This window comes from Anabaena sp. PCC 7938 (genome assembly GCF_049315035.1).
Lineage (GTDB): Bacteria > Cyanobacteriota > Cyanobacteriia > Cyanobacteriales > Nostocaceae > Anabaena > Anabaena cylindrica.
Map to the genome: position 1 here is coordinate 2873938 of NZ_CP186034.1, position 15850 is coordinate 2889787.

The following is a 15850-nucleotide window of genomic DNA, read 5'->3' on the forward strand; positions in this document are numbered from 1 at the left end:
ATTCTAGGAGGTGCGATCGCATGGTTATTGCTCAAACCAACCCGCCAAATGCCCCAGAGGTGACAAAAACTGAATTTACTCCAGATGAGTATAGAGCAATGGAGGAAACCGCCACAGAGCGCCACGAATACCGCAATGGAGAGATTATTGCTATGCCTGGAGGTTCAGAAGTTCATAGTGCGATAGCTTCGCTCGCCGCAGGCATCGCTAGTAATATATTAATTTATTTGGGTTTTTTACTCAGAGATAGTGATTTTCGCTTTTACAATAGTGATTTGCGGGTTTGGATTCCTAATTTTAATCATGGAACTTATGCAGATGTTCTTGTAATTAATGGTGAACCCGAATTTAACGGCAATCGTACTGATGAAATTCTCAATCATTTACTAATTATTGAAGTTCTTTCTCCTTCTACTGAAGGTTATGATAGAGGGGATAAATTCAGAAAATATCGCTCTCTTTCTAGCTTTTGTGAATATGTGCTTGTTAGTCAAACTGAACCTTATATTGAGCATTATTATAAACAGGAAGAGCAAAATAATAATCTTTGGCAATTGCAAGTTTATGATCAGATTGAAAAGTCAGTTTTTCTGCATAGTTTAAATGTAGAACTTTCTATGAATGAAATTTATCGCCGGATTAAATTTTAAGACAATCTTATTACAATTGCTCGTTTGTATAATAAATATCGGTATAATAGCTAAACATAGATGTTATATAGAAAAATTTTGCATAAATAATATTCTTAACCATGCTACAACGATTAATCATCAACGGTTTCAAGTCCATTAAAACAATGGATATTGAATTGCGTCCTTTAAACATCTTGATTGGAGCTAACGGAGCAGGTAAAAGTAATCTTATTTCGTTTTTTAAGATGTTAAATGAGATGATGGCCGGAAGATTGCAACAATATATTGGCATATCCGGTTACGCTCAATCTCTGTTACATTTTGGACCCAAGATAACACCGCAAATAGAAGCACAATTAGAATTTGAGTTTCTTGATGGAAACTATACATATAATCTGCGTTTGTTTCATGCAGCAGGGGATACGCTGATTTTTGCCGAAGAGACATTGACCTTAGAAGATATAATTAGTTGGAAAAACGAGGCATTGTTTCCAACAGAGGACTCATTAGGTGCAGGACATCAGGAGACAAAAATCAACGAAGCATCGGAGAGAGGTATGCAAACGTCTCAGGTGATAAAATTTTTGCTTAACCGATGCCGTGTGTACCATTTTCATGATACATCTTCTACAGCAGCAGTTCGTCAATCCTGTTATGTTGGCGATAATCATTCGCTCATGCCTGATGCTGGAAATCTAGCCGCATTACTTCTTAGATTCCGCGCAGATCATAATATAGCCTATCAGCGTATTGTCAAAACAATTCGTTTGATTGCTCCATTTTTTGATGATTTTGATCTTGAACCAAGAGCGAATAACGTTATTCTCAACTGGCGGGAAAAAGGGTCAGATCAAGTTTTTGGTTCACACCAATTTTCGGACGGTACGTTGCGTGCTATATGCCTTGCCACGTTGCTTTTACAGCCGGACAAAGAACTTCCAAAACTAATTATTGTTGATGAACCGGAACTGGGTTTACATCCTTATGCTTTGAATATTGTAGCCGCAATGTTTGGCAAAGCTTCCTATCATACACAAATTCTCATCAGCACTCAATCTACTTCTTTTTTAGATAACTTTAATCCTGAAGATGTAATTGTGGTAGATAGAGTGGGTAAGGAGTCGCAATTTAAGCGATTAAATCCTGAAGAATTAGAAACTTGGTTAGAAGAATATAGTTTGGGAGAAATTTGGGAGAAAAATATCATTAGTGGAGGTCCACACTAATGATACGCCTCTATTTATTTGCTGAAGGACAAACTGAGCAGACATTTGCTGATAATATACTAAAACAACACCTTGCTCAATACGATATTTTTCTAGACAAGATTATACTGATAGCTCATGCAAGAAAAAAAGGTAAGGCTCATCGTGGTGGTGGTCGAAAATACGAGCCAATGAAGGACGACATTTTGCGTTTTCTCAAACAAGAGAAAGGCTCTAATGTGTTCTTTACAACGATGATTGATTTATATGCAATCGCTCCTGAATTTCCAGGATTAAATGAGTCTGAAAAATTTCGCCAAAATCCCGCACAACGGTTAGATTTTTTAGAAAAAAGCTTCATTGAGGACATCGGTGATCGGCGATTTATACCCTACATTCAATTGCACGAATACGAGGCTTACCTGTTTTCTAATCCAACTTGTTTTGAGTTTCTTTATGATAACTGCTCAGATCAGGTTGCGATTCTCAAGGCCATTGCAGAACAATATGAGACACCTGAGTTAATTAATGACGGGATGGAAACAGCCCCTAGTAAACGTATTATTGACCAGTTTCCTGCTTATGAAAAAGCAAAGGTCGCTGATGGTTCACAATTAGCTGAATTGATTGGACTGGAAACAATTAGGAGTAAGTGTCCTCACTTTAATTCATGGCTATCACGACTCGAATCATTAAACGAAGAAGTCAGAATAGTTAATTGATTAAAATTATTGTTTTAATATTCCTATAACCAATCACCAATCACCAATGATTAATCACCAGTCACCAATTACCAATCATCAATTACCAATCACCAATTACCAATCACCAATTATAGATGTATCCATAGTTGTACCGATTAAAGATGAGGTCGAAAGTTTACCTTTGTTGCTAGAGGCGATCGCATCAACTCTGGAGAAAAGTGAGGTGAGTTATGAAATCATCTGCGTGGATGATGGTTCCACTGATGGTTCGGCGGAATTTCTCAAAGAACAAGCCCAATTACGCCCGGATTTAAAAGCGGTGATTTTGCGGCGTAACTACGGACAAACTGCGGCTATGGCGGCGGGGTTTAATTATGCCACAGGGAAAGCGATTGTCACTTTAGATGCTGATTTGCAAAATGACCCGGCTGATATACCAATGTTATTGGCCAAATTGGATGAAGGTTATGATTTGGTGAGTGGTTGGCGAAAAAATCGCCAAGATGGGGCGGTAAATCGGTTGCTGCCTTCTAAAATTGCTAATTGGTTAATTCGTCGTAGTACTAGCGTGTATATTCACGACTATGGTTGTTCTCTGAAAGCCTATCGTAGCGAATTAGTTGCAGATATGAACCTTTATGGGGAACTACATCGATTTTTACCTGCTTTGGCTTACATTGAAGGGGCGAGAATCACAGAATTGCCTGTGCGTCATCATGCACGGCGCTTTGGTCAAAGTAAGTATGGGATTTCCCGGACTTTTCGGGTGTTGATGGATTTGTTGACTATTTTGTTTATGAAAAAATTCCTCACCAGACCAATGCACGTTTTTGGGCTGTTGGGCTTAATTTCCATAGTTTCTGGGGTAGGAATCGGCATTTACCTGACTTTTGTTAAATTGGTTTTCCATACGGATATCGGTAATCGTCCTTTGCTAATTTTGGCAGTTTTATTGTTAGTAGCTGGAGTGCAGTTATTTTGCTTCGGTCTTTTGGCAGAGTTATTAATGCGTACTTATCATGAATCTCAAGGAAGACCGATATATCGAGTGCGGGAAGTAGTGGCAAAAAATGTTAAGTAACGTAACAATAGAAAGACAAATTACTCAGCATTAAATTGCATTTGCCGTGAAAGCTTTTGATACTTTTGACCCTGATCTGCGGCGAAACCTGCTGATATTATTTGCAGCGGGTTTATTTTTCTGGTCAAGTCTAGCTTCGTTGTTGCCGACTTTACCTTTGTATATTGAGTCTATTGGGGCTACAAAGCAAGAAATTGGGATTGTGATGGGTAGCTTTGCGATTGGAATGTTGGTATTTCGTCCCCAAGTGGGAGTACTAGCAGATCGTCGGGGAAGAAAGATTGTATTGCTGATTGGGATGTCAGTGGCTGCGATCGCACCTTTGGGCTATTTAGTAGTAAAATCACTTCTGCCCTTAATGCTCATTCGTGCCTTTCATGGTATCAGTATTGCCGCCTTTGCCACAGGTTACATTGCCTTAGTGGGAGACTTAGCACCAGAACACCGTCGTGGTGAAGTCATCGGTTATATGAGTTTGGTTAATCCCATCGGTGTGGCACTTGGCCCCGCTTTGGGTGGATATTTACAAGCAACAGCAGGTTATACACCATTATTTATTTCCTCTGCTGTTTTAGGATTTTTGGGTTTACTTTGTATCTTACCTATTGTTAATCCACCTATTTTTGAACAACCTCCAAAAACTGATGATGATCGATTTTGGCAATTGCTAATTAGCCCCCGTGTGCGTGTACCTGCGATCGTACTCTTACTCATTGGTTTGGCCTTAGGTTCTGTACATACATTTATAGCGTTGTACATCAAATCAACAGGAGTAGATTTAAATGCTGGATTATTTTTTACAGCCGCTGCTATATCCAGTTTTACTATTAGATTAGTTGCCGGTCGGGCTTCTGATAAATATGGACGTGGTTTATTTGTAACTTTTAGCTTGGTTGCATATACTCTGGCAATGATCTTTATTTGGCAAGCCAACAGTGCCTTAACTTTTTTATTAGGAGCATTTATTGAAGGTGCTGCTTCTGGTACTGCTATTCCCATGATTTCTGCCATGATGACAGATAGAGCCTTACCCCATGAACGGGGGCGGATATTTGGCGTATCTTTAATGGGATTTGATGTTGGTCTAGTTATAGCCGGCCCAGTTGTGGGTTTTGTTGCTGAACAAATCGGCTATCGCAGTACGTTTGGTTTTGCTACTGGTTTAACTGTCCTTGCCATCTTGATTTTCATCACCCAGTCCAGTCGTAACTTACCAAACTCTCTGCGCTTTGCCCTTGGTCAAGGTGAAGATTTTTATGCCTTGAAAAAATAAATTGCACAAACTCCATGATGAAATTCTGTGCAATTATTTTTATTTAACGGGCGAGGAGGGATTCGAACCCCCGACACCGTGGTCCGTAGCCACGTGCTCTAGTCCACTGAGCTACACGCCCTTGCCAACGAATCTAATAATAACATGAACTTTGCCAATCATGCAAGATAATTTTTTAAATTCTTCTCAACTCACCCATCTCAACCCCCAGGGAGAAGCTCAAATGGTTGATGTATCGGGAAAAATCGCCACCGTGAGAGAAGCTGTCGCTAGGGGTCAGGTGCGAATGCTGCCAGCCACGTTTGCAGCCATTGAAGCAGGAAACACTCCCAAAGGTGATGTTTTGGCAACTGCTAAGTTAGCAGGGATTATGGCTGCTAAACAGACATCAAATTTAATTCCCCTTTGTCACCCCTTACCTTTGCAAAAAATTACTGTTGAAGTCACACCAGATATTGAACTACCTGGTTATCAAATTTATGCCACAGTCAAAACTAAAGCTGAGACTGGTGTAGAAATGGAAGCTTTAACTGCCGTTTCTATTGCGGCACTGACTTTGTACGATATGGCAAAAGCGTTAGAAAAGTCGATTCAAATTGAATCAATTAGTTTGGTCAGTAAGACTGGTGGAAAATCAGGAGATTATACTAATTTAGAATTTTAGATTTTAGTTTGGGTAATTGGTGATTAGAAAATCAATTACCCATTACCTAACTTACTGAATTTCACCTATAGCTTTGTTCAGGTCTGTTGGACTTTCATACTCCTCCTCTTCTGGCAATTGTTCCAGTAATGAGAGGAGTTTTTTATCGGCTCCTTGCTCTCTAGCGTGTTCAATCAATTCATCCTTACCAGCAGGATAATCAACGCCTTTCAAATGTTTTTGGAGTTCAACTGGATTGGCTTTAGTCATTTTTATCCACCGCTTCAGGTTTTTTACATCTTCACAAGTGAATTGATTAACTCCCTCTATCAGAAAGATGAATAAATGTTAATAGAAAAAATAAAAATTCATCCAGTTGATTCATCCACTTGGTTGATGTAAAAATTGTGAGATAAAATCTCAAATTTCATCTATTTTAATTTGCTTTCTAGGCGGTATGTCTAAAAATCTCACTCATCAACTAGAATTGTCATAGCTGTGGAGACATGATCAAAATAATTGAGAATACTTTATAATATAAGAACTAAAAAATAACAGAACTTACCGAAACCATTGATTTTTGCTCTCTGTAAGTTCTAAGTAAATTCTAAGTAATATTTTTCAACCCAATGATGTGAAAGCTATGTCCCATCGGGGAAATAATGCGGTAGAAGCAGGACATATATATACAGCAACGGGCAGAATTAGTGCTGAGATGTTGCGTTCGGAAATCTATCGAGCTTGGGAAAGATCCCATTTGCAGGGGGCTAATAACCATGCTCTTCAAGCAGAGAAACTATCCAGTTTAGAGACTGAACGTTTAGTAGAACAACATAGTGATCTAATTAATGTAGCTACTCCCTACTTCCGAACCCTATCACAGGCTGCTGGTAGAGATCATCATGCGGTGATGTTAAGCGATCGCCGAGGTATTCTACTAAATGTAGCAGGTGACAAGGAAACTATACAAGGTTCTGAATCATTTCCTCGTCAGGGTTCCCTGCTGTCCGAAGCAGTAGCTGGTGCTAATGGTATCGGTACTCCCTTAGCTGAAGAAAATTATGTAGAAATCGTGGCCGCAGAGCATTTTATTCAGGGATTTCATCCTTTTACTTGTCAAGGAATTCCGCTGCGCGACGAAAACCGAGAAATTCTTGGTGTATTAAGTATCTCCGTCCGTCGTCCTGATGCAGGACAAAGGTTGAAAGAGATATTAATATGTGCATCTCACGGTATTGAAGCAGAATTATTGATAGGAAATTTAGAAAAACAGATTCGTCGTGTGTTGACATCGAATCCTGATGATTATCAGCCATTAGAAGAATTGCGTCAAGATATCATCCAAGGGCATCAAGCAGCACGATTAAAACTGGAAATTGGCTCTCGGATGGTAGCTGTTAACTGCTTAGATTATGCAATAAAATTACTACAACAGGCAGAAAAATCCATCCAAATATTTCGTCATCGTGCTGCAATTTGGCGTAATCTAGCATCATTAGAAATCGGAGCAATTCAACATTTATCACTTACTGATATTTTGCAAGATTTGGTAGACATTTTAGCAACTGAGGCTGCTATCCGCAAGGTGGAAATTTTTACTGACTGGACAGAGCAAATTATAGTAACGGCAGATGTAATCATGCTCTCACGAAAATTACTGCGCTGTTTTTTAAACTCTTTTGAGAGAGCAGGTAAAAGTGGCGCAGTAAAAGTTATAGTTGAGAAAATGCCATATTTTGAACTTGTACAAGTAAGTTTCACATCTATTCCAGGATTTAATACTTCTAAATCAGAACCAATAACTGAGATTTTATCTCTACCCATAAGCAAGGGAAATTAATGAATACTGAAAATTTAGAAAAGCGCAAAGTGCTGATTGCAGATGATGACGAAGATTGTCGAGAAATGCTTTCTTTTTTACTGGATGGAGAAGGCTGGGATGTCATAGAAGCAAAGGATGGTCAAGAAGCTTTAGAAAAAGTAGTTCAGTGTCAACCAAATTTATTAATCTTAGATAATAGAATGCCAGAACTCACAGGAATTGAGGTTTACCAACACCTTCAGATTCAGGGCATTAATTTAGCTATTGTATTCGCTACTGCTTATGGTTATCCAGAGGAATTAGTTTCAACTTTGGGTGTTTCCTATTGGGTAACTAAACCATATGATATTCCCACGTTACTGGATACTATAGAGTCAGCTTACGAAAACTCAATTACTTTCATGTAGGTACAGCAGATTGCAGATCAATAAGGCTTCGCCGTGAGCCTCAGCCGATAGCTTGCGTGGCGTAGCCATACGGTACAGAATCAAAATTTAAACCTAGACACCAAGCCAGTTTTACTCCTGACTCCTGACTCCTGACTCCTGACTCCTGAATTCTGCTGTATGTGAGGCAATGACACCTAAAACCCTTAAAATAGGTAAAGTGTATTAACTTCTGTGACAAATTCACAAACATTTATTATTTATGCCTCCTCGTTGGCCTCGCAAACCGGATCGCCAAGATCCAGATTTCCGCAAATTAGATGACCGGATGAATTTTGCTTTTCATGTAGCTGTTGCTGCTACTGTCAATTCTGGGTTGTGGTTTTTCCACATCTTGAAAGCCACATCATGGGAGTGGTTAACACCTTTAACACTAGGCTGGGTAGGGGTAGTGTTGGTGCATCTAATTTATATTAGTGCGATCGCTAATTACGATCAAACACCACCCAAATCAACCTGAAGAGTTACGGCTCATGCTGGGGCAATTGTAACCTGTGGTAGTAGATATAGCCTAGCTAATTGCGCGATAATGGCAAATAAGCCGAGAGTTCGCGCTCTTTTTCCATCACGAGGTTATATTTATGGCTCCAACCAACACCACAGAACTACTAGAAGCCCTAGCATCAGAAATTGGTGAAAACGTCTACCTAGATATTGCCAAATGGCATCTTTATCTATCTAATGCCAAAATGCATACAATTCTTGCCGAACAGTTGTATCCCTTAATCACTTCCAAAACCGTCAACGAAGACCGAGTTCTGCAATTATTAGCATCCATACCCGTAAAAATTGGCGGTGGTAGAAAAGAAATACCATTAATTGATTTATTACCGCTGCAATGTCAAGTTACCCTAGTAGATATTCTCGAAAAATACCAAAGAGAAATCTAAACTCTCTCTTCACCTCTTCCTCTATATACCTCTGCGTTAACCTCCGCGTACCTCTGCGTTTAAAATTCACACATAATAATTAATGGAGAGCTTTGTATATGTTTTTACAACTCAAAAATAGCAGCGATTTAGTGAAAATAATGGATTTCCAAGAATTGATAGATCCCAACATTGACATTATTCACGGCAAAGATCAAAAAGGTGAAGAAGAACAAGAAACCGACATCTATCAAAAAGAAAACTTAGTTTTTCCATCAGGTGAAGACTTACCACGTTGTTGGTTAGATGCTAATTATAGATTAGCTAATGCTGCATAATTGAATTAACTATAATTTTAAATATTGTAGGGGTTTAGCACTGCTAAACCCTTACGAGTTCCTCTCGTTCCCATACTCTGTATAGGAATGGATTCTAGAAGGCCCTGCCTTCCATGAAAGTCGAGGCAGAGCCTCTGTCATAGAATTCCCAGTCAGAGACCAGGAACGAGATAATTTAATCTTGTTTCAGATTTAAAAGGCAATATTCATGGCTTCTAAAGACACTAATCTCAAACAAAATTATCGTGCCAAACTAGTCTACCGATTCTTTAGCGGTGTTGCTATTGGCACTTTTTTAATAATTATCCCTATATCCTATGCTTCTTCCACAGATTTGAATCTAGTTCAAATAATTATTGCATTATTGGTGATAATATCATCTGGATTACTATCAAGCATTTGGGGTGAAAAATTTCTTAATGTAGTGACGCAGTTATTAAACTCTTGTGGTTTTTAGGTCTGAAATTTAATCCAATTCCAAAGTGACAACAGAAAGAAATGCTCACAATAAATTTAAAGCAAGGGTTTAGCAATGCTATAGCGGTATGCATTTGAATGAAATACATCATATCCCCTTCATGGCTTGCGGTGAACCAGCGCTGTAGGCGGGTTTCCCACCGTAGGCGACTGGTGAATCCGAAGGAGGAGGGGGTTGGGGGTTGGGTTCTTGTATCTCACTCAACCGAGAACCGCTATAAACCCTTACTTTAATTTAATTCACAGCAGCTTTTTCTGCTACTTTTACATCTTCAGAACCTTTAGAAAATGCCTTAGTAATCCAATAGGTAAAAATATGAGAAAGCACACCTAAAGGGCCTGCAAATAAACATAAAGCCAAAGAGTGAATTGTCCAAATATTTGTTTTTTGTCCTTCCCAATAAATCCATCTTCCTACAAATAAATCCATGACCAAAAAGTGAATCCACCCCGTAGCAGCGGCCGTTTCATCACCGAAAAACTTAGCTATATCTGCTAATTGAGGATTGGATAAAGCAGCGGCATTTTCTGGAGTAATACTGGTGACAAATAAATACAAATATGCACCAGCTAATACCACAAAAGGTAAATAAGATTCCATTACCTTGCGGGTGATATTCCAGTTAGGTAACAGAATCATCAAAGCCCAAAAAGGCAAAACAAACAAATTGGCAACATTAAACAAATCTGTGATGTTCATATTACAAAGCTACTAATTGAGATTCTATTTCTGAAGATTGTAAATTACGACCAATAAAAACTAAACTGGTTTGTTTTGCTTCTTCTAGTTTCCAAGGACGATCATAAAATTTATCAAATCTATTTCCTACACCTTGCATAACTAACCGCATGGGTTTATTATCAACTGCGACGAAACCTTTAATGCGGTAAATTTCTTGTTCTTGCACCAGTTTTTCTAATCTTGCTTGTAGCTTTTCTGGGTCAAATGTTCGGTCTAAAATAACGTGAGTTGAGTTAATTTCTTCATCATGATCATGGTCTTCTTCGGTATCATGATGACTAGGACGGGAATCTAAATTATCTTCAACTGCGGCTTCAAATCCTAATAATATAGATGGGTCTAATTTACCATAATCGCTTTCGACAATTTTCACAACTCTAGGTAATTCTTTTTTAACTAATTCTAGGACTTGTGCTTGAGTTTCATTATCAACTAAATCAGTTTTATTCAAAATCACTAAATCAGCACAAGCAAGTTGATCTTCAAACAATTCTTGTAATGGTGTTTCATGTTCTAGACTATCATCTTCTTGGCGTTGTGCAGCTATGGCTTCTAAATCACTGGCAAATGTTCCCGCAGCAACCGCAGCACAATCTACAACTGTAATTACTGCATCTACTGTAGCAGCATTGCGGATTTCTTGCCAACGAAAAGCTTTAACTAATGGTTTTGGTAAAGCTAAACCAGAGGTTTCAATAATAATACAATCAATACTATCTCGGCGTTTAATTAATTCCCGCATTGTCGGGTAAAATTCTTCTTGAACGGTGCAGCATAAACAGCCGTTTGTAAGTTCAAATATATTGTTATTATTTTGGGTTTCTGGATTTGCTTCTGTTTCATCTTCGGGGCAAATTTGACAAGATTTCAATAATTCTCCATCTATCCCCAGTTCGCCAAATTCGTTGACTAATACTGCTATGCGTCGTCCTTGGTTATTTTGGAGTAAGTGACGGATGAGGCTGGTTTTACCGCTTCCTAAGAAGCCTGTGATGACTGTTACGGGGATTTTTGTAGCCATGTTTTGTGTGTTGTTTTATTGATTAATTGTACACTATTTGCTAAATAATAATTAATTACTCTATTTTGGTTAGAAGAATATAGAGTAATTAAACCACGAAGGTGCGAAGTACACGAAGGAAGAAAAGAAGAAGATAGGTAATCTTGTACTTAGAAGGGAGTAATATTTTCAATATGTGATAGAAATTAGTTTTTCAAAATCTTGGTAATTAAAACTTCTCTGTTTCTTATCATATTTACCACAGACATCATAATACACTCTATTGTTTTTGATATTGAAAAAATATCCTACTATACTAGATTCTTCAGATTTAAGTTGAAAAATAATTCTATTAGTTGTATATTGTCCATATTTTTTTATAAGATAAATAAAACTTTCAAAATCTCCATTTTGAGATTTTTCAACCGTTAATAAATCATTATCAATATTGTTATTGCTTTTTGAAATTAATGATTGGATGTCTCTAAGATGCTTGAGGTTATTAATTTCAAAGTTCTCATTTTTTTTCGTAAAAGCGACAATTTCATGATAATTATATAAAATTCCAATATTACAACAAGCTTTTTTAAGATATCGTTGAATTTGATTATAATGATTATATAAATTTACATCTTCTCGTTTTAACTCTATAATCATCAAAGGAGGTTGATATGGTTGAAAATTATCATTTTTCGGTTTTTTGTATATTTCTACATCATGATTATTTGCCTCAACTTTGATATTAATAAAATCTGGAAATAATCCACTTTCATTGATCATAAAATCAAGAAATAATTGTCTAACTAGCTCTTCTGGTCTTACCTTAATTGGAATTTCTATTCCCCTAATTAAACATTTTATATATTCTTCTTGATATTTTTTTGTATATATATTGAGTTTTGTTTCAATTTCTCTGCGTAAATTAGTCATATTTTTTGTAGTAACTAATAATGGATCATTTTTTAGGGACACAATAATAATTATATTATGTCCTAAACTGTGTATTAACTCTACAATTGAGAAGTTTTCTATTTCTGTCCAAAAAATTCTAGGATTTTAATAACTAATTTCTCCCAATGATATTCAGTTTTGCTCTTTAATACTGCATTCAAGTTTGTCTCTTCTTCTAGTTTTCGCGTAAATAGAAGACATACATTATCTCCATATTTTTCTCCCCTCTCCCTTATCTTACCTTTCTCTGCAATTAGAGCATTCCAAAAAGGAGAATCTTCACTTTGAGGTGATAGTTTGCTATTAAGTTCTATTTCCATCTTTTTCCCTACTTCATCTATAAAATCTTTATAATAAAATAAATAAAACTGTTTGACTAATTCAGGGATAAAAGTCTTTAAAGATTCATTTGCTGATATAAGATCATTCAGAATATTTTCTAATTCCTGTTTTACTTCTTTAGTAAATTTCTTCAGCATTGCATTCTCATCTATTCCTTCAGCAACAACCTTTGCATCATAATATATGTCTATATCCCTTGGTTCATAATAGCCATAATTTCTATGGATAGCGTGTTTAGTATTCCATGCTTTATAAGTTGTATGATAATATCCAACATATTCATTAATAAAATCTTCATACACAAAAGCAGGAACTCTTTTACTCAAGTCTCTGATATCTTTTATTTTCTGAATGGCATTTTCAATTGCGTTGATTTCTGTTTCTGTCAAAGCATCACCATTTTTTATTCTGACAAAACTTTCTTGTATATCTTGAATTTCATCTAATAAAATACCTCGTCTACGTTCTATAACACCTGCTATAGATTCGATAAATTCATTTTTATCTTCCTGCACGTCTTCTTCAGTGTAAATATCATTTAGCTTGACTATATCATCACGGTAATACCGCAAGGCATCATAAAACAAGATATTTTCTAAGAAAAAATTTAAGTTCAAACGCCTAAATGTTTCTTGAATTTCTTTTTGTCTTATTTTTATCCCCACATCCCTAATACCATCAGCGTCACATACTTTTTCAGGTTCTTTTTTGCGAGGTAATACCAAAGTTACAAATCTATGATGAAAATCTTTAGATTTGGATGTTAGGTGATAAGCTATTAATTTAAGAATACTAGCTTCAGGAGCAGCAGAAAAAGGAGTTACGAAGAGACAGATGGTATCTTCACTATCAATATATTTCTGTAAGTCTTTACGAATTGGGTTCTCATCAAGTCCTTTTGTATCAATTACTGAATTAAACTGAGACAAATTTGATCCAGATAAAACATCATAGCTCACATAAAGGTATATCTTTCTCGGAATAGCAAATTCCTTTAGCTGTACAGTATTAATAGCAGCAAAGGTATTTTTAAGCCATAATTGCTCATCATTATTCTGATTATCGAATTGAATTCGAGTTGTAATTCTAGATTCAACGTTGGCATTATTCAATGCAAATTTTCTAAATCCATCTAATCCTAATTCTTCAAATTTTACCTTGGCTTGATCAATCAATTCGGTTCTTTTCTTGTCACTATCAGTAACTATTTTAGAAATGATTTTCAATTCTATAATATTTCTAACAGCTCTCTCAATTTCCTTAGAAATAGTTATTTTTAGATCTGTTTGGGGATTATCTTTATTAGCAATATAGTCGCAGAATTCAAAGATAAGACTTTCCATCTCATCAACTGTATAAGGCTCTATTTCTATGTAAGTTTTTTCTGATGCTTTAATAATTACTTCACATATAGTAGTTTTACCTGATCCTGTTGATAGTAACTCTTTAGTTTCGGTTACATTTCGAGTTTTGTCACCAACATTCTTAGAAACATTAAATTCACTTATTAAGTTAAAAAGATGGCAGATAGCTGTAGTCTTTCCTTGCCCAATAGTACCGATAAAAACAATTCTATATTTATCTATACCAAGTATTTTTTCTATTTCTTCTAAGCGTTCTAGCTTTGACTTTAGGTTATTGATGCAAATATGCTTATGGATAGTAATCTCTGAAGCACGTTCGATTCTGCGGATTTCACTGTTTAAATCTTTCTTCAAGGATGTAATTTCTTTTTCCCACTGCGTAATAGGCATAATGCTGGCCATGTTTTAATACCAATATTAATTATTCGGATTATACTTAACATGATATTAAAATGCAACTAAATTCATAGAATGCTAATAAACATTGTTATAATTTGATACTATATATGACAGTAGTACAACATTAGTAAGTTAGTGAAAATTGATACAGATTGAAAAACCAACCCTAGAATACTATTTAACCCTTCAATATCCCGTCACTCTTTACCCTGACGCAGAACAAGGTGGATATGTAGTAGAAATCAAAGATTTACCTGGATGTTTCACTCAAGGAGAAACTCTAGAAGAGACAATGATAAATATCAATGAAGCGAGGGAATTGTGGATTGAAACAGCTTATGAAGTAGGGGATAATATTCCTTTACCGAGTGAAAAAGATATTATAAATTATCGAATGGCTGATTTTATTGGGGTAGTAGAAAATGGAATTTTAGCCCAGAATATAGATAAAGAACTATATGAATAATAATCAATTATTTTTAGATTTCAGCCTAATTTTTGCCTGATTCACCTCTGACTGAAAATTCCTCTAAACTCATACTATCGTCAAATAGAGATATTTCATATTTAGACATTAAATTTATCACATCTAATCGATAAATTTTTAGTGATAGGACTTACGCACAAGTCACGGAAGAATGAACCACGAAGGAACGAAGGAAACGAAGGAAAGAGGGTTTGAGAGATATTTTGCGTAAATCCTGAGTACATTGACTTGCTTTACCACTGCTAATTTCTCCATCTCTAAGCAGTTTCATAATATCAGCTGCCTTAGCTTTATTTTCTGCTTCTATTATTGAGTGTTTCCTCTGCGAACTTCTCGCACAATTTCACAAATTTCTTTTGTTGTTAAAGGATGAATATCACTTAATTCTTCTCTTCTTTTCCTTAATTCCTTCCAATCAAATTTAGGAGCTTTTTCTTGTTTGATAGTATTCGTAATGGTATGGTTGGAAATAGTAAATTCTACTTTAGTCATAAAATTATAATTATTTGTAATTTCTCATTCTCAAAAAGCTCAATACTATTATAGGGCAGCGACTATAGTTAATCGCTGCCCCATAAATGTGTTCTCTATCTAAAGGCTTGCTTACGCAGGAATCAAGACTGTATCAATGACATGAATAACGCCGTTATCAGCAGCAACATCTGGTGTTGCAACATTAGCATCATTTATCTTTACACCATTGGAAGCGTCAATTCTTACGTCTGAACCCTGTACAGTAGTAGCTGATTTGAGTTTAACTACATCTGCGGCTAGAACCTTACCTGAAACAACATGATAAGTCAGGATTTTCTTGAGCTTGGGAATGTCTTTAAGTAAAGCATCTACGGTACCTGCTGGGAGTTTAGCAAATGCCTCATCAGTAGGTGCAAAAACTGTAAATGGTCCTGGACCTTTGAGAGTGTCAGCTAACCCAGCAGCCTTAACGGCAGCAACTAAGGTGTTAAAAGATCCAGCGTTTTCGGCAGTATCAACAATGTTAGCCATGTTATTTCAATAATTTCTTTACATTTCTAGACAAATCTAAACTTTTTTATGGTGGATTGTATCTATCCTT

General features: G+C 36.4%; 20 protein-coding genes and 1 tRNA gene. 13 read left to right on the top strand and 8 right to left on the bottom strand.

What is annotated here, in order from left to right; genetic code table 11:
* Window positions 1-20 precede the first annotated feature (20 nt).
* The 5 genes from ACOWPH_RS13100 to ACOWPH_RS13120 all read left to right on the top strand — a co-directional run bounded on the left by ACOWPH_RS13100 (window position 21) and on the right by ACOWPH_RS13120 (window position 4895).
* The gene (locus tag ACOWPH_RS13100) at window positions 21-650 is read left to right on the top strand and encodes a Uma2 family endonuclease (RefSeq protein WP_015215822.1); all 630 of its coding nucleotides are present in this window, start codon (window positions 21-23) and stop codon (window positions 648-650) included.
* Between the two features lie 101 nt (window positions 651-751).
* Entirely contained in the window at window positions 752-1858 is a 1107-nt protein-coding gene (locus ACOWPH_RS13105; protein WP_015215823.1) for an AAA family ATPase, read from the top strand.
* Window positions 1858-2559 (top strand): DUF4276 family protein, encoded by a 702-nt coding sequence (locus tag ACOWPH_RS13110; protein ID WP_015215824.1) that lies wholly within the window; start codon window positions 1858-1860, stop codon window positions 2557-2559. The genes ACOWPH_RS13105 and ACOWPH_RS13110 overlap by 1 nt, the downstream gene beginning before the upstream one ends.
* Before the next feature lie 46 nt (window positions 2560-2605).
* Window positions 2606-3622: a glycosyltransferase family 2 protein gene (locus ACOWPH_RS13115; protein ID WP_015215825.1), complete on the top strand. Its 1017-nt coding sequence runs from the start codon at window positions 2606-2608 to the stop codon at window positions 3620-3622.
* A gap of 46 nt (window positions 3623-3668) precedes the next feature.
* On the top strand, window positions 3669-4895 hold the full coding sequence (locus tag ACOWPH_RS13120) for an MFS transporter (RefSeq protein ID WP_015215826.1): 1227 nt from the start codon (window positions 3669-3671) through the stop codon (window positions 4893-4895).
* Window positions 4896-4942: 47 nt separating this feature from the next.
* Here ACOWPH_RS13120 and ACOWPH_RS13125 read toward each other — a convergent pair.
* Window positions 4943-5016: transfer RNA gene (locus ACOWPH_RS13125), tRNA-Arg, on the bottom strand.
* A 39-nt stretch (window positions 5017-5055) separates the two neighbouring features.
* On the opposite strand from ACOWPH_RS13125, the gene moaC reads away from it, so the two are divergent.
* Window positions 5056-5559: a cyclic pyranopterin monophosphate synthase MoaC gene (gene moaC, locus ACOWPH_RS13130; protein WP_015215827.1), complete on the top strand. Its 504-nt coding sequence runs from the start codon at window positions 5056-5058 to the stop codon at window positions 5557-5559.
* Window positions 5560-5610: 51 nt separating this feature from the next.
* Here the strand turns inward: moaC and ACOWPH_RS13135 are convergent, their stop codons facing one another.
* Window positions 5611-5808, bottom strand: coding sequence for a DUF2795 domain-containing protein (locus ACOWPH_RS13135; RefSeq protein ID WP_015215828.1), 198 nt, complete (start codon window positions 5806-5808; stop codon window positions 5611-5613).
* 373 nt (window positions 5809-6181) lie between these two features.
* Here ACOWPH_RS13135 and ACOWPH_RS13140 point away from each other — a divergent pair, with 373 nt between their 5' ends.
* The 6 genes from ACOWPH_RS13140 to ACOWPH_RS13165 all read left to right on the top strand — a co-directional run bounded on the left by ACOWPH_RS13140 (window position 6182) and on the right by ACOWPH_RS13165 (window position 9470).
* Complete coding sequence (locus tag ACOWPH_RS13140; protein ID WP_015215829.1) at window positions 6182-7378, top strand: GAF domain-containing protein; 1197 nt, start codon at window positions 6182-6184, stop codon at window positions 7376-7378.
* Window positions 7378-7767 carry a response regulator gene (locus ACOWPH_RS13145; RefSeq protein ID WP_015215830.1) on the top strand — a complete coding sequence of 130 codons (390 nt, stop codon included), beginning with the start codon at window positions 7378-7380 and terminating at the stop codon, window positions 7765-7767. Before ACOWPH_RS13140 ends, ACOWPH_RS13145 begins: the two co-directional genes overlap by 1 nt.
* Before the next feature lie 241 nt (window positions 7768-8008).
* Window positions 8009-8266 carry a hypothetical protein gene (locus tag ACOWPH_RS13150; protein ID WP_015215831.1) on the top strand — a complete coding sequence of 86 codons (258 nt, stop codon included), beginning with the start codon at window positions 8009-8011 and terminating at the stop codon, window positions 8264-8266.
* Window positions 8267-8387: 121 nt separating this feature from the next.
* A complete protein-coding gene (locus ACOWPH_RS13155) occupies window positions 8388-8696 on the top strand; it encodes a DUF3181 family protein (RefSeq protein WP_015215832.1) in 309 nt (102 codons plus the stop codon).
* A 98-nt stretch (window positions 8697-8794) separates the two neighbouring features.
* Window positions 8795-9013: a hypothetical protein gene (locus ACOWPH_RS13160; RefSeq protein WP_015215833.1), complete on the top strand. Its 219-nt coding sequence runs from the start codon at window positions 8795-8797 to the stop codon at window positions 9011-9013.
* Between the two features lie 208 nt (window positions 9014-9221).
* A complete protein-coding gene (locus ACOWPH_RS13165) occupies window positions 9222-9470 on the top strand; it encodes a hypothetical protein (protein ID WP_015215834.1) in 249 nt (82 codons plus the stop codon).
* 255 nt (window positions 9471-9725) lie between these two features.
* Here the strand turns inward: ACOWPH_RS13165 and ACOWPH_RS13170 are convergent, their stop codons facing one another.
* The 4 genes from ACOWPH_RS13170 to ACOWPH_RS13185 all read right to left on the bottom strand — a co-directional run bounded on the left by ACOWPH_RS13170 (window position 9726) and on the right by ACOWPH_RS13185 (window position 14291).
* Window positions 9726-10190: an ABA4-like family protein gene (locus ACOWPH_RS13170; RefSeq protein ID WP_015215835.1), complete on the bottom strand. Its 465-nt coding sequence runs from the start codon at window positions 10188-10190 to the stop codon at window positions 9726-9728.
* Window position 10191: 1 nt separating this feature from the next.
* On the bottom strand, window positions 10192-11253 hold the full coding sequence (gene cobW / locus ACOWPH_RS13175; RefSeq protein WP_015215836.1) for a cobalamin biosynthesis protein CobW: 1062 nt from the start codon (window positions 11251-11253) through the stop codon (window positions 10192-10194).
* 168 nt (window positions 11254-11421) lie between these two features.
* On the bottom strand, window positions 11422-12162 hold the full coding sequence (locus ACOWPH_RS13180) for a type I restriction enzyme HsdR N-terminal domain-containing protein (protein WP_150111031.1): 741 nt from the start codon (window positions 12160-12162) through the stop codon (window positions 11422-11424).
* 98 nt (window positions 12163-12260) lie between these two features.
* Window positions 12261-14291: a hypothetical protein gene (locus ACOWPH_RS13185; RefSeq protein WP_015215838.1), complete on the bottom strand. Its 2031-nt coding sequence runs from the start codon at window positions 14289-14291 to the stop codon at window positions 12261-12263.
* A gap of 139 nt (window positions 14292-14430) precedes the next feature.
* Between ACOWPH_RS13185 and ACOWPH_RS13190 the strand changes: the two genes are divergently transcribed.
* On the top strand, window positions 14431-14754 hold the full coding sequence (locus ACOWPH_RS13190) for a type II toxin-antitoxin system HicB family antitoxin (RefSeq protein WP_015215839.1): 324 nt from the start codon (window positions 14431-14433) through the stop codon (window positions 14752-14754).
* A 327-nt stretch (window positions 14755-15081) separates the two neighbouring features.
* Here ACOWPH_RS13190 and ACOWPH_RS13195 read toward each other — a convergent pair whose 3' ends face one another.
* On the bottom strand, window positions 15082-15267 hold the full coding sequence (locus ACOWPH_RS13195; RefSeq protein WP_015215840.1) for a hypothetical protein: 186 nt from the start codon (window positions 15265-15267) through the stop codon (window positions 15082-15084).
* A 111-nt stretch (window positions 15268-15378) separates the two neighbouring features.
* Window positions 15379-15780, bottom strand: a complete 402-nt coding sequence (locus ACOWPH_RS13200; RefSeq protein WP_015215841.1) for a fasciclin domain-containing protein — start codon at window positions 15778-15780, stop codon at window positions 15379-15381.
* Window positions 15781-15850: the final 70 nt, after the last annotated feature.